11 protein-coding genes are annotated in these 13600 nt (G+C 74.3%); 7 read left to right on the top strand and 4 right to left on the bottom strand.

The window, feature by feature from the left end:
• Window positions 1-73: 73 nt before the first annotated feature.
• On the bottom strand, window positions 74-1252 hold the full coding sequence (locus tag ACIHFD_RS31875; RefSeq protein WP_397370028.1) for an ROK family transcriptional regulator: 1179 nt from the start codon (window positions 1250-1252) through the stop codon (window positions 74-76).
• Between the two features lie 666 nt (window positions 1253-1918).
• Between ACIHFD_RS31875 and ACIHFD_RS31870 the strand changes: the two genes are divergently transcribed.
• The 7 genes from ACIHFD_RS31870 to ACIHFD_RS31840 are packed head-to-tail and all read left to right on the top strand — an operon-like array spanning window position 1919 to window position 8444.
• On the top strand, window positions 1919-2596 hold the full coding sequence (locus tag ACIHFD_RS31870; RefSeq protein WP_397370027.1) for a hypothetical protein: 678 nt from the start codon (window positions 1919-1921) through the stop codon (window positions 2594-2596).
• A 3-nt stretch (window positions 2597-2599) separates the two neighbouring features.
• Window positions 2600-3376: a glycosyltransferase family 2 protein gene (locus tag ACIHFD_RS31865; protein ID WP_397370026.1), complete on the top strand. Its 777-nt coding sequence runs from the start codon at window positions 2600-2602 to the stop codon at window positions 3374-3376.
• On the top strand, window positions 3373-4497 hold the full coding sequence (locus ACIHFD_RS31860; protein WP_397370025.1) for a 2-phospho-L-lactate transferase CofD family protein: 1125 nt from the start codon (window positions 3373-3375) through the stop codon (window positions 4495-4497). Before ACIHFD_RS31865 ends, ACIHFD_RS31860 begins: the two co-directional genes overlap by 4 nt.
• A complete protein-coding gene (locus tag ACIHFD_RS31855) occupies window positions 4494-5243 on the top strand; it encodes an HAD family hydrolase (protein WP_397370024.1) in 750 nt (249 codons plus the stop codon). Before ACIHFD_RS31860 ends, ACIHFD_RS31855 begins: the two co-directional genes overlap by 4 nt.
• Window positions 5240-5986 carry an NTP transferase domain-containing protein gene (locus ACIHFD_RS31850; protein WP_397370023.1) on the top strand — a complete coding sequence of 249 codons (747 nt, stop codon included), beginning with the start codon at window positions 5240-5242 and terminating at the stop codon, window positions 5984-5986. The genes ACIHFD_RS31855 and ACIHFD_RS31850 overlap by 4 nt, the downstream gene beginning before the upstream one ends.
• Complete coding sequence (locus ACIHFD_RS31845) at window positions 5974-7212, top strand: lipopolysaccharide biosynthesis protein (RefSeq protein ID WP_397370022.1); 1239 nt, start codon at window positions 5974-5976, stop codon at window positions 7210-7212. Before ACIHFD_RS31850 ends, ACIHFD_RS31845 begins: the two co-directional genes overlap by 13 nt.
• Window positions 7209-8444, top strand: coding sequence for a glycosyltransferase family 4 protein (locus ACIHFD_RS31840; RefSeq protein WP_397370021.1), 1236 nt, complete (start codon window positions 7209-7211; stop codon window positions 8442-8444). Before ACIHFD_RS31845 ends, ACIHFD_RS31840 begins: the two co-directional genes overlap by 4 nt.
• A 31-nt stretch (window positions 8445-8475) precedes the next feature.
• Here ACIHFD_RS31840 and ACIHFD_RS31835 read toward each other — a convergent pair whose 3' ends face one another.
• The 3 genes from ACIHFD_RS31835 to ACIHFD_RS31825 form a co-directional block, all read right to left on the bottom strand.
• Window positions 8476-9447, bottom strand: a complete 972-nt coding sequence (locus ACIHFD_RS31835) for a glycosyltransferase family 2 protein (protein ID WP_397370020.1) — start codon at window positions 9445-9447, stop codon at window positions 8476-8478.
• Between the two features lie 66 nt (window positions 9448-9513).
• Window positions 9514-11064 carry a carboxylesterase/lipase family protein gene (locus tag ACIHFD_RS31830; protein ID WP_397370019.1) on the bottom strand — a complete coding sequence of 517 codons (1551 nt, stop codon included), beginning with the start codon at window positions 11062-11064 and terminating at the stop codon, window positions 9514-9516.
• Window positions 11061-13547, bottom strand: a complete 2487-nt coding sequence (locus tag ACIHFD_RS31825; RefSeq protein ID WP_397370018.1) for a beta-glucosidase H — start codon at window positions 13545-13547, stop codon at window positions 11061-11063. Before ACIHFD_RS31825 ends, ACIHFD_RS31830 begins: the two co-directional genes overlap by 4 nt.
• Window positions 13548-13600: the final 53 nt, after the last annotated feature.

Genomic DNA, 13600 nt, shown 5'->3' with positions numbered 1-13600 from the left:
GCCCGGCTCCACGAGCATGCCACCGCGCGGGGAGCCTGCGACGATCAATTGTTACTACGCCGCGCAGAAGCGGTCAATGGTGCCCGAAAGCCTGATCGATGGCGTCCGGCGCGAGCACGTGGTCGACGACCATGACGGCGGCTCCGACGACGCCCGCCCGGTCGCCGAGCCGGCTCGACCTGATGCCGAGGTGCTGGGTGGCCAGCGGGAGCGACCGGCTGTAGATCGTCTCCCTGACCCCCGCCAGCACCTGCTCGCCCGCCTCGGCGACGTCCCCGCCGATGACGATGAGCGAGGGGTTGAAGAAGTTCACGATCGAGGCCATCACGGCGCCGACCTCACGGCCGGCCTGCCTGACGAGCCGCGTGGCGCGCAGGTCGCCCGCGCGCATCAGCGCCACCACGTCCCGGCTGCCGTGCGCGTCGACCCCGGCGGCGCGCAGCTGCGCGGCCATGGACGCGCCGCCCGCGACCGCCTCCAGGCAGCCGGTGTTCCCGCACCTGCAAGGCTCCTCGGACGCCGGGACCCGGATGTGGCCGACGTCCCCCGCGGCGCCCTGCGCGCCCCGGTGCAGCCGGCCGCCGGAGATGATGCCGCAGCCGATCCCGGTGCCGATCTTGATGAAGATCAGGTGGTCGATCTCGGGTCCGGCGGCCCAGTGCTCGCCGAGCGCCATGATGTTCACGTCGTTGTCGGCCAGCACCGGCGCGCCGAGCCGCGACCCGAGCCATCCGGGCACGTCGAAGCCGTCCCAGCCGGGCATGATCGGCGGGTTCACCGGCCGTCCCGACGCGTGCTCCACCGGCCCGGGCAGCCCGACGCCGACCCCGCACACCTGGTCGAGGTCATACCCGGCGTCGGCCAGCAGCTCGCGGAAGGCGGTGGCGACCCACTCCAGGGTGGGCTCGGGCCCCCGGTCGACGGGCAGGTCTGCGGCCCGTTCGGCGAGGACGGTCATGCCGAGGTCGAGCACGGCCAGGCGGGCGCGGGTGGCGCCCAGGTCGGCCGCGAGCACCACCCGCGCGCCCTCGTTGAACGCGAACACGGCCGCCGGGCGGCCCCCGGAGGAGATCGAGTCGTCGGCGGCCACCACCCAGCTCCCGGCGATCAGCGCGTCGAGCCGCTGCGACACGGTGGACCTGGACAGGCCGGTGAGCTGGGCCAGCTCGCCGCGGGTGCGCGCCCGCCCGTCCCGGAGGATCGCCAGCAGCGCCCCCGCTCCGGCGCTCTGGCCGTTGGATCCCGTTGTCATGGGTACTACCTTACTTCGATGATCGGCCGACTTATGTTGACAGAAACGAAAAGCCCGATCTATCGTCGCGAAATATGTCGGACATATGTGGGCAACAGCCCACATATCGTGAGATCGTCCGGCAATTCCCGAGCTCCGGCCCGGGATCAACGCTCTACGCCTTGGAGGATTCGGTCCGGCCCTCGCCCGCCGTCGCGCCGAGACGCGGGCCCGCAGGGATGCCACCCGGCCGGATCCTCCACAGGGCCTGGTTCCGGCGATCCGGAAACCAGTGTTTCGGGCCCAGAATGCGAACCAGGCGCGGGAGCGCTCCCAAGCCTATCAGACCCCGCTTGAACTGCACACATGCCGATAAATTCCGAAATTTACCCAATTGAAGGGTGGCGAACAGCCGGGGCAATCACGTCGAGAGTGAGGGCTTGACATCCCAGGCAGGCCCGCCCGTGCCGATTCGCGAGTAAAACGTTCCAGATTTCCAGATACCTTGAAGCAAGGGGGATGAGCTGGACTTTTGCCCCTTCACTACGGTTAGTCAATAGGCCAGACAATTCCGGCGGGTCCGATATCTGGTATTGAGGCCACCATTGCGGGCGCAGGTGCCATACTGCGTTTGGGAGCGCTCCCGCGAGCGCGTTCCCCCATGACGCCCCTCCACGAGGACCGGCAGTGAACCATCCCGACCCCCTTCTCGACGCCCGGCGCCCATGGGCCGCGCACATCTGGTGGATCGCCCTGGCCATCGGGGCGGCCGGCTTCGCCTTCGTCTGGCTGGCCACCCCGCACGCCCGGGAGATCGGCGCCGCCTGGCAGCTCGTGGCCAAGCTGCTCGCCTTCGCCTTCCTGTGCTGCGCGATCGCGTTCTTCCCGTGGGTGTCGCCACGCCTGCACTGGCTGCTGTACGCCCCGTTCGTCTTCCTGACCGGTTACCTGATCCCGCGGATCAGCTGGTTCTACTACGGCGACGGCGCGCGGGCGTACGGCGACGGCTTCTACACCCATCTCTACCTGCTGCTCTACCCGGGGATCGTGCTCACCGCCGCCGCCGCGTACCGGATCGGCGGCGGCTCCCCCGGCCGCTGCCTGAAGATCATGGCCACGGGGGTGCTGATCGTGTTCTCGGGCTTCCTGGACGTGATGTGGCAGGTGGTCAACCCGGTGCCGATCCCCGAGCGCATCGACGCCCCGCACATCAACCTGTTCACCGGCGGGCCGATCACGTTCGGCGCGGCGATCTGGTTCACGCTGGCGCACGTCCCGCTGATCGTGGGCCTCAACCTGCTTCCCCTTGACCGCTGGATCGCGCGCCTGACGGGAGCCGGCGCGGATGCCACCCGGAGGAGGTGACCCTTGCCGAACGCGCCTGCCGCGGCGCCGCTCATCGACATCTCGGTGGCGGCGCCCGCGTACAACGAGGCGGACAACATCGCGGCCGCGGTGACGGAATGGCGGGACTACCTGGAACGTAACCCGGCGATCGGCGCCTGGGAGATCGTCGTGTGCGACGACGGCAGCGCCGACGCGACCGGGAGGATCCTGGAGGGCCTGCGGGCGGAGTGCCCGCGGCTCGTCGTCGTCACGTTCGAGCGCAACCGGGGCGCGGGTGCCGCCATCGCGGCCGCGATCGCGCGTACCCGGATGGACTGGGTCGTGCTGCTCGACTCCGACGGCCAGTTCCCGATCGCGAACCTGGACGGCTTCATCGAGCGCATCCGGGCCGGGGCGGGGCTCGCGTTCTCGGGCGCCCGGATCAGGAAGGCCGACAGCCTGCCGTACCGGTGGGGGTCGGCGGCCAGCGGCGCGGTCAGCAACCTGCTGCACCGCACCCGCTACCGCGACTTCAACTCGATCTTCAAGGTGGTGCACGGGCCGCTGTTCCGCGCGCTGCCGCTGGAGTCGGCCGGGATGAACTGCTCGACCGAGATCACCGCCCGCGTCGCCGAGCTGGGCCACGCGTGGGTGGAGCTGCCGATCGAGCACCGCGAGCGGGGCGGCGGCAGCCGGGGCTGGCGGTTCTGGCGGGGGGCGCGCGACCGGGCCCTGTTCGTCGGCTACCTCGGGCTGCGCCACTGGCTGCTGCGGCGCGGCGTGCTGCGGGTCCCCGCGGGCCACGAGGAGGTCCGGTGAGGGTCGCCATGTTCAGCGGCGGGCGCGGCGCGGCGGGGATCGCCCGAGCCCTGCTGGGGGTGCCGGGGCTGGAGCTGTCCCTGCTGATCAACGGGTACGACAACGGGCTGTCCACCGGCGCGCTGCGCCGCTACCTGCCGGGCATGCTCGGACCCTCGGACTTCCGTAAGAACCTCCTGCTCCACCTGGACCCCGGCGACCCCCGGCGCGAGCTGCTCGAACGCCGCCTGCCGGCCGGGACCACGGCCGCCGACCTGGCGCGGCTGGCCGACGGGCCGCTGGACTACCGGATCGCGCGGGAGCTGCGGGTGTTCGCCGGGCGGCTGCGCGCCGAGCCGGACGGGCTCGACCTGGCCGGCTGCGCGCTGGGCAACCTGGTGCTCGCGGGGGCGTACCTGCGGCTGGGCGAGGACTTCAACGCGGCGGTACGCGCGTGCGCGCACACGTTCGGGTCGCCGGCGCGGCTGCTCAACGTGACGGGCGGCGAGAACGCGTTCCTGGTCGCGCTCAAGGAGGACGGGCGGGTGCTGGCCGACGAGGCCGACATCGTCGCGCCGCAGGACGCGGTGGCCATCACCGGGCTGTTCCTGCTGCGCGAGCCGCCCGGCCCGGACGCGCTCTCCGGGTCGCCGGAGCTGCTCGCGCGGCGCGCCGCCACGGTCACGCCCAGCCCCGAGGCGCTGGCGGCCGTCCGGGACAGCGACCTCATCGTGTACGGCCCGGGCACGCCGCACTCGTCGCTGCTGCCCAGCTACCTGACTCCGGGGCTGGCCGGGGCGGTCGCGGAGAGCCGGGCCGCGGCCAGGGTGTTCGTCGTCAACCTCGGGGGCGACCACGACATCCAGGGGCTGACCGCCACCGACCTGGTGGACCGCACGCTGGCGTACCTGGGCGACCCGGGCAACGAGCGGCGCACGATCACGCACGTGCTCAGCCGCCGGGGCGGGTCCGGGGGTCCCGCCGTGCCACTCGGGGTCGTGGAGCGCGGCTGCTGGGCGGGGGCGCGCTGGATCGGCGCGGACGTCGAGGACGCCGGGCGTCCCGGCACGCACGACGGCCCGCGCACGGCCGAGGCGCTGCGGGCCGTGCTCGGCGAGATCCCGCTGGCGCGGGCCGGATGAGCGGCCCCACGGGCGCCGCACCCGGCGCCGTCCAGAGGGCCCCCTCGCCCGGCGCCGTCCGGGGAAGCGCCGTCGGCGCCGGTGCGCCGGTCGCGGGGCCGGTCGCGGGGCTGGTGGCCGGGCGGCGGGTGTGGTTGTGCGATCTCGACGGGACGCTCGTGGACTCCTTCCCCGCGCACGAGGCCGCGTTCCGGCAGGCCGTCGCCGAGCTCATACCGGCCGCCCTCCCGTCCTTCCGGTACGCCGACCACGCGGGCGCGAGCACCGCCGAGGTCGCCGCGCTCCTCACCGGGGACCGGGAGGTGGCGGCCCGGCTGGCGCGGCGCAAGCAGGCGCTCTACCGGGAGTTCGTCGCGGCGGGCCGGGTCCGGCCGTTCCCGGGGGCGCGCCGGCTGCTCGACCGGCTGTCGGCGCGGGGACGGGTGGCGTACCTGGTCACCGCCGGCAGCCGGGGGTCGGTGGAGCGGGTGCTGGCGGGCTCGTCGCTGGGGGCGTGCTTCCGCGGCTTGCTCACCGCCGACGACGTGCCGGTGAGCAAGCCGGACCCGGAGTTCTACGGCCTGGCCTGCCGCCGCTGGGGCGTCGATCCGGCCGAGGCCGTGGTGCTGGAGGACTCCGCCCACGGGGTGGCCTCCGCCGTCGGCGCCGGCCTGGCGACGCTGCACGTCCACACCACCGAGCCCGCCCCCGGCGCGGTCGCGGTGCGCGGGCTGGAGGACCTCGTGTCCCTGCTGGAGGACAAGTGACTGTTTGTGCGGTGATCCCGGCGGCGGGGCGGGGGACGCGGCTGGGCCAGGGGGTTCCGAAGATCATGATCGAGGTGGCCGAGGGCGTCACCATGTGGCACCTGCTGCTGCGGCGGCTGCGGCCATGGACGCGGCACGTGCACGTCGTCGTCTCCCCCGACGGCGAGGGCCCGTTCCGGGAGCTCGCCGCCGGGGAGATCGCCGCGGGCGCGGTGTCGGTGAGCGTGCAGGAGCGGCCGACCGGCATGGGGGACGCGATCTTCGGCGCCGCCGCGCACTGGGCGGCGTACGAGACGATCCTGGTGGTCTGGGGCGACCAGGCCAACCTCTCCCCCGCGACCGTGCGCGACGTCCTGGCCGCCCACCCGGGCGAGGGGCTGACGCTGCCGCTGGTGCCGATGGCCGATCCGTACGTGGAGTACGAGCTGGACGGGGACGGGCTCGTACGCGTGCGGCAGTCCCGCGAGGGCGACGAGTGCCGTCCCGGCGGGCTCAGCGACGTCGGCGTGTTCTGCCTGGCCACCGGCGGGCTGCGGCAGGCGTGGGAGCGGTACGCGGCCGGGGCGGCGGCGGGCGCGGCCACCGGCGAGGTGAACTTCCTGCCGTTCCTGACGCACCTGTCGCGGGCCGAAGGGCGGCCGGTGACCGTCGTGCCGGTGACGGACCCGGCCGAGGCGCGCGGCATCAACACCCCGGAGGACCTGGAGTTCGCGCGGCGGGCGTACCAGCGGTGCGGGTCCTGAAGTCCCGCACGGCGCGCCTGCGCCCGGTGGCGGGGCCGACGCTGGTGAGCACGGTGGCCAGCGGCACGGCGGCGGCGACCACGCTGGTCATCGCGCGGGGTGCGGGGGCGAGCGCGTTCGGCCAGTTCACGGTGGTGCTGTCGATCGCGCTGATCGTCACCGTCGGGATGCTGACGAGCCTGCACTACGTGATGCTGCAGGAGCTGCCCAGGGCCGAGCCGGGGCGGCGGGCCGAGCTGGTGGCGACGGCGCTGCCGGCCACATTGGCGGTCAGCGCCGGGCTGGCCGCGCTGGGCCTGCTGGCGGCGCCGCTGCTCACGGCCGCGCTGAACGTGGACTCGCGCACGCTCGCCTTCGGGCTGGCGCTGGCGGCGTCGATGACGGTGAACCAGCTCACCGAGAGCTTCCTGCGCGGGCTGAAGCGCTTCGCCTTCGTGGCGGGGCTCAAGCTGGCGATCGCGGTCGTGTACCTGGGCTCCGCCGCATACTGCCTGCTGGTGCTGGGGATCAGGGAGGCCGAGCCGTACCTGGTCGCGCTGATCGCCACGAACGTGGCGTTCGCCGTGGCGGCGCTGGCGGCGGTGCGGGTGCGGCCGGGGCTCTGGTCGGCGCGGCTGGCCCGGTCGCTGTACCGGCACGGCATGTACGTGACCGTCATCGCCGCGCTCACCGGCGTGCTCTTCGGCGTCGACGTGATCTTCCTGAACCACTGGGCGGGCCCGGCCGAGGTCGGCGTGTACTCGGTCTACAACGGCTTCCCCAAGCGGCTGCTGGGCGTGGTGTTCACCGACGGGGTCGGGCTGGTGCTGCTGCCGGTGATGGCCACCATGGACAAGGCGCTGCTGATGCGGCGGATCGCCCGGCTGGTCCCGGCGGTCGCCGGGGTCACGGCGGTGTTCTCGTTCGCCGCGAGCACGGTGTTCTTCCGGGTGATGGGCGGCGAGTACCCGTACTCGCCGGGCCTGATGGCGCTGTCGGCGCTGGGCATCGGCGCGCACACGGCGTTCAACCTGTACTCGGTCGCCCTGTCCATGGACGGGGTGCGCGGGGCCAGGGTGCTCATCGGCTGCCTGGCCGCGGGGACACCGCCCGCCCTGGCCGTGCTGGCGGCCTGCATCCGCTGGCAGGGGCTGGCGGGCGGGCTCGCCGGCTTCGCGCTGGCCAACCTCCTCCTGCTGGCCGTCGTGGCCGTGGCGGCCGCCCGCGTCTACCGGAGCCCCCCATGAGAATCGCCTGCGTCGTCAACCAGTTCCCGCCGAACGTCACCGCCGGGCTGGGCAGGTACGCCGAGCTGATCACCCCGTACCTGGCCCGCGGCCACGAGCTGACCGTGTACACGCCGAACGACGGCCGCCTGCCGGTGGACGAGATCGTGGACGGCGTCCGCGTGCACCGGCCGCGCGGCTCCCTGCTCGGGGGAAGGCGGCTCAACCGCACCAGGCGCGCGGAGTTCCTGCTGCTCGCGCTGAACGTCGTGGTCAGCAACTGGCGCTACTTCCTGCGGCTGCGCCGCCGCCGGGAGCGGCCCGACCTGGTCGCCGTGCACGACTCGACGAACTTCCTGTCGGGCCTGCTCTGCCACTACGTGCTGCGGCTGCCGGTGGTCTTCCACGTGCACACCACGGAGTACGGCGTCGCGCCGCAGCGCAGCATCTCCGACCCGCTGAAGGTGTTCGCGGCGCTGGAGCGATGGCTGGCCCGGGTCGCCCGGCGGGTGGTGGTGGCCACGCCGGAGGTGCGCGACCAGCTCGTGGCCGCCGGCTGGGCCCGGACGCCCATCGACGTGGTGCCGCTGGGCGGGACGTACGAGGCGGTGCTCCCGTCGCTGGACCGCGACGCGCTGCGGGCCGGGGCGGCGGCCCTGCGCGGGCGGCTGGGGCTGGCGGAAGGGGACCCGGTGCTGCTGTTCGTGGGCAGGCTCGAGCGGCAGAAGGGCGTCTACCAGCTGCTGGAGGCGATGCGGGCGGCCGCCGGGGTGGTGCCGGGGCTGCGGCTGGTGATCCTCGGCGAGGGGGACGTCGAGGGCGTCGAGCGGATCGTCGCCGCGACGGGGCTGCGGGGGCGGGTGCTGGTCCCGGGGCGGTTCGTCGGGGGGCGGGAGCTGCTGGAGTACTACGAGCTGGCCGCGGCGTGCGTGTTCCCGTCGCTGTTCGAGCCGTTCGGGCTGGTGGCGACCGAGGCGATGGCGATGGGCCGGGCGACGATCCTGGGGGACGGCTTCTCCCGGGTCTTCCTCGGCCCGGACCCGGACCGGCCCGCGGCGTACGTCGTGCGGGCGGGCGAGCCCGCCGACATCGCGCGGGGCGTGATCGAGGTGATGTCGGACGCGGCGCTGCGCCGGGGGCTGGCCGAGCGGGGCGAGCGGTTCGTCAGGGAGAGCCTCAGCTGGTCGCGCGCCGCCGCCGGGACGACGGAGGTCTACCGGACGGCGGTGAAGGCAGGGCGGGAGCTCCGCTGACCACGTGTGCCGGACGGCCGGGTCATGCGGGTCATGCGGGGGCTCCCTTGAGCACACGCAGGGAGCCCACCGCGAGGCCGGTGACGAGCACCACGTGGACCGCCAGGTGGACGGCCATGAAGTAGGCGGTGAAGGCCGCCCCCCGCTCCCGGTGCACGAACCGCAGTAGCCGCGGATCGGCCACCACGAACCACCCCACCAGCGCGACCGGCACCGCGAACAGGCCGGGATGCACCAGCCCCAGCGGCAGGGACGCCAGCGCGAGCGCGCAGGCGAGGATGCCGGCCCGGCTGTTGGCGTTCTCGGGCCTGGCCGCGCCGCGCCTGGCCGTGGCCAGGGCGAGCGGGATCAGCGGCAGCGCGCGCCGCCACTGCTCGGCGAGCACCGGCAGGAACCGGTGCCCCTCGTCGTGGCGGCCCATCACCGCGTCGGTCAGCAGGATCCTGGTGCGCACGGCCAGGCGGCTGCTGTACTCCACGTCCTCGCTGTCGCGCAGGCCCTCGTCGAGCCGGCCCGCCTCCAGCCACACCGAGCGGCGGATCGCGGCCAGCGCGAACACGACGCTGTTGACCTCGCCGAGGTGCCTGCGCCGCCAGTGGACCTGGTGGAGCAGGCGATACCACTCGACCGGGCCGTCGTCGATGAGCGGCTCGGTGTCGTAGACGCCGTGGACGCAGCCGACCCCGGGGTCCTCCTCCAGGATCCGGACGGCACCCGCTACCGCGTCCGGGCGTAACGCCACGTCGCTGTCGAGGAAGAAGATCACGTCGCCGGTGGTGCTCTCCACCCCGGCGTTCCTGGCCGCCGAGACGCCGCGGTTTTCGGGGAGCCGGACGACCCGGCAGCCCAGCTCCTCGGCGATGGCCGGGGAGCCGTCGCCGCTGGCGTCGTCCACCACGACGATCTCGTCGGGCGGCCGGGTCTGGGACAGCGCCGACTCCAGGCACAGGCGCAGGGTCCTGGCCGCGTTGTAGCACGGCACGATCAGGGAAACTCTCGTCACGGGGGCCGCCCTTCGCGAGTCCTGGGACCTCCATGATCTCGCGGCCGGCCCCCGCGGCGCATCATCTCAGCCGGCCTCCCACAGGTCGCAGTTGTGCTCGGCGAGCATCGTGGCCAGCGGGACCGGCGTGGACTTCCCGCCCGCCCTCAGGGACATGACGAGGGAGGTCCCGTTGAAGGCCGGCCAGCGCGCCGAGTACGCGGCCCGCGGCTGCCCGGTGATCGTGAACGAGCCCCAGTAGTGCACCATGTCGCGGGCCAGCCGCCGCTCCGAGGCGTCGAACGTCGGCGCGATCGGGGTGCCGTTGTCGAAGCTCGGCCACAGGTAGGCCAGCTCGGCGGCGTGCCCCGCGCCCCACTCGTAGCCGGCCGGCTCGGGGCTCAGGCCGGGGCCGGTGCGGTGGTCGAAGCGGTAGCCGTACACGCGGGTATGGGTGGACAGGGCCTCGATGAAGCGCAGCGTCGGGCAGCCGCCGAGGCCGGCCAGGAAGCCGGAGTCGGTGAAGACGGCCGCCGCCAGGTACGCCGAGGTGAACTGGTCGGACTGCGCCGGCCACGGATACCTGGCCAGGACGGCGTCGGCGCGGTCGGGGAAGAGGCCGCGGACCCAGCCCTCGTACTGCTCCTTGGTCCAGCCGCGGGCGCCCTGCAGGAACGTGCGGCCCTCGTCGCGGTTGGCGCCGACGATCAGGGGGACCCGCTGGAAGCGGCCCGCCCGGACGGCGGTGTCGGGGTTCTCCGGCAGGGCGGGCGTGCCGTACAGGAACGAGGCGAACTGCGGCCCGTCGACCAGCTTGGCCGCGCTCAGCCCGCGCAGGCAGGCCAGGTCGGAGCAGCCGAGCGCGGTGGCGATGGAGGCGCCGGCCTGCTCGCCGTCCGCGTACGGGCGGCTGGTGCAGGACCCGCTCTGGATGATCGCGCGGGCGAGCAGCCCGGCCGAGGCGGGCGAGGCGAGGTTGGCGCAGACGGAGAAGCCGCCGGCCGACTCGCCGTCGATGGTGACCTGGCGGGGGTCGCCGCCGAACGCGGCGATGTTGCGGTGCACCCAGCGCAGCGCGGCCTGCTGGTCGGCCAGGCCGTAGTTGCCGGACGTGCCCGCTTCCGCTGCCAGCAGCGGGTGGGCCAGGTAGCCGAACACGCCGAGCCGGTAGTTGACGCTCACCACGACGACGTTCTCGAGCTGGGCGATCAGGGTGCCGTCGTGCTGGTTGGCCGAGCCGTTCTGCAGGCCGCCGCCGTGGATCCAGAACAGCACGGGCAGCCGCTGCCCGGCCTTCGTGCCGGCGGGGCGGAACACGTTGAGGTAGAGGCAGTCCTCGGTCTCGGAGCGGGGGCCGTTGGTGCTGGCGGCGGCGGGGCAGCGGTTGCCCCACTGGGACGCGTCGCGCACGCCCTGCCAGGCGGGCGCCGGCCGGGGTGCCCGCCAGCGCAGGTCGCCGGTGGGCGGGGCGGCGTACGGGAGGGCGAGGAAGCGGTCGACGCCGTCCGCGCGGGCCCCGCGTACGAAGCCGGTGTCGGTACGCGCCGTCGGCCGGTCGCCGCCGGACGCGGCGGCGGGCACGGGGACGGTGGCGACGGCCAGGGCCGCCGCGGCGAGCGCGATCAGTAATCGTCTCATCGGACTGTGACCTCCTGACGTAGACGCAGGTCCCTGGAAGAGGACCCGACGTGGACGGTACGGCGGCCCCTCGCGAGGGTCCATCGGCCGTCCGACCAGTACTGCAGTGCGCGCAGCGGCACCGTCACGGTGACGCGGCGCCGCTCGCCGGGCGACAGCGGCACCCGGGCGAACCCGGCGAGCGCGCGGGGCGGCATCGGGACCGGCGGGCCGGGCGGCGAGCCGAGATACACCTGCGGCACCTCCACCCCGGCGCGCCGGCCGGTGTTGGCGACCGTGAAGGACACGCTGAGCCCGCCGCCCGCGGCCCGCACCGACAGGCCGTCGTACCGGAAGCGGGTGTAGGACAGGCCGTGCCCGAAGGGGAACAGCGGCTCGATGCCGTGCGCGTCGTAGTGCCGGTAGCCGACGAGCACGCCCTCGCTGTAGTCCGCGACGCCGCCCACGCCCGGGTAGCGCTCGGGCTGCGCGGTCGGCACGTCCTCGGCCCGCACGGGGAACGTCACCGGCAGCTTGCCGCCCGGGCAGGCCCCGCCGAGCAGGAGCGTGGCGGTGGCGTCGGCGCCCTCCTGGCCCGGGTACCACATCTGCAGGATCGAGCACACACTCCGCACCCACGGCATGAGCACCGGGTCGCCGGTGTTGAGCACGACCGCGGTGCGGGCGTTGGCGGCGGCGACGGCCCCGATGACCGGGTCCTGGCTGCTCGGGAGGGCGAGGGCGGCGCGGTCGGCGCCCTCGGTGCCCTCGTTGAAGGCGAACACGAGCGCCGCCCGCGCCCCCTTGGCCAGCGCGGCGGCCTCGCGCAGCGCCTCCTGGCGGCGCTGCGGGGTGACCCAGGCCAGCCTGACCTGCAGCGGCGTGCCGGCGATGCCGGTGGCCGCGACGGTGACGGGCTTGGCCACCCCGGCTTCGAGGCGGACGGTCGCGCCGGCGTTCGTCAGGCCGCCGGAGGTCGCGATGAGGCTGCTGTTGCCGCCGATGAGGGCGCCGACCGAGCCGATCCTGACGCCGTCGAGGGTCAGCGAGATCGAGCCGTTGAACGACGGCACTCCGCCCGAGCCCTGGATGCGCAGGTCGTAGTCGCCGGTCGCGGGCGCGGTGAGCGTGCCCGTCCACGTCCACGACGAGCCGGCGGGCAGGGCGTCCGCGCCGGTGTGGTCGACCTGGGCGGCGGCCTGCGGGATGCCGCCCTGCTGGGCGCGCTGGAGCACCAGCGCGGAGGCGGGCACCGGGACCCCTTCCAGGTCCACGCCCGTGGCCCAGCGGATGCGGCTGCCCGGGCCGGCCTGGCGGCGCAGGGCGGTCAGCGGGCTCTCGGCGTTCGCGGGGATCACCCTGGCGCTGCCTCCGCCGCCCACCAGGGGGCTGGCCGCGGTGGGGCCGATGACGACCAGGTCGGCCAGGTCGGCGCGGCCCAGCGGCAGCAGGTCCCGCTCGTTGCGCAGCAGCACGGCGCCGGCCAGCGCGATCTCCTTCGCGGTGCGGGCGCCGCCCGCCGGGTCCGGGGAGGGCCGCGGCCGGCCGCCGCCGAGCAGGCCGAACCGGTCGAGCTGGACGAGGACGCGGCGCACCGCGGTGTCCACCACCGACTCGGCCAGCTGCCCGGAGTCGACGGCGGCGGCCAGACCCCCGTAGTTGACGCCGAAGGGCATCTCCATGTCCATCCCGGCGGTGAGCGCGGGCGCGCCGCTGTGCGTGGCGAACCAGTCGGACATCACCCAGCCGCCGAAGTGCCATTCGTCGCGCAGGATCCCGGTCAGCAGGTGCGGGTGCTCGGCGGCGTACACGCCGTTGACGTGGTTGTAGGCGGCCATGACGGCGCCCACGCCCGCCTGCACGGCGGCCTCGAAGGCCGGCAGGTAGATCTCGCGCAGGGTCCGCTCGTCCACCTTGACGTCGATCGTCTGGCGGGCGTTCTCGAAGTTGTTGGCCGCGTAGTGCTTGACCGTGGCGATGAGGCCCTCGCCCTGGATGCCGCGGATCTCGCCGGCGACGAGCGCGGCGGCCAGCAGCGGGTCCTCCCCGAGCGTCTCGAAGTTCCGGCCGGCCTGCGGCACCCGGACGATGTTGGTCATCGGCGACAGCAGGACGTCCATGCCCAGCGCGCGGCCCTCCCTGCCGATGACCGCGCCGAACCGCCGGGCGAGGTCGGGGGCGAACGTCGAGGCCAGCGCCACCGGCGCGGGCAGGGCGGTGGCGTTCGCCGTGACGCGCACCCCGGCGGGCCCGTCGGCCAGGCGGATCTCGGGGATGCCGAGGCGGGGCACGCCGGGCACGTACCCGGCCTGGCCTTTGGAGGCGGGGTCGGTGCCGCCGTGCAGCAGCGAGACCTTCTCCTCCAGCGTCAGCTGCCGCAGGAGCGCGTCGACATCCGTGCGGCGGGCGGTCCACCGTGAGGGGACCACGGCGACGGCGGCGGCCGCGCCGAGCAGCCGGGCCGCGTCGCGGCGGGTCAGCGACGGGTTGAGCGCTTCAGCCATGTGAACAGCTCCTTCGAGGAACGGGTCGACCGGCTGGGGGTCGCGCCCGCAAC

The organism is Nonomuraea sp. NPDC051941, from assembly GCF_044593615.1.
This window is presented reverse-complemented; position numbering and strand designations above follow the sequence as displayed.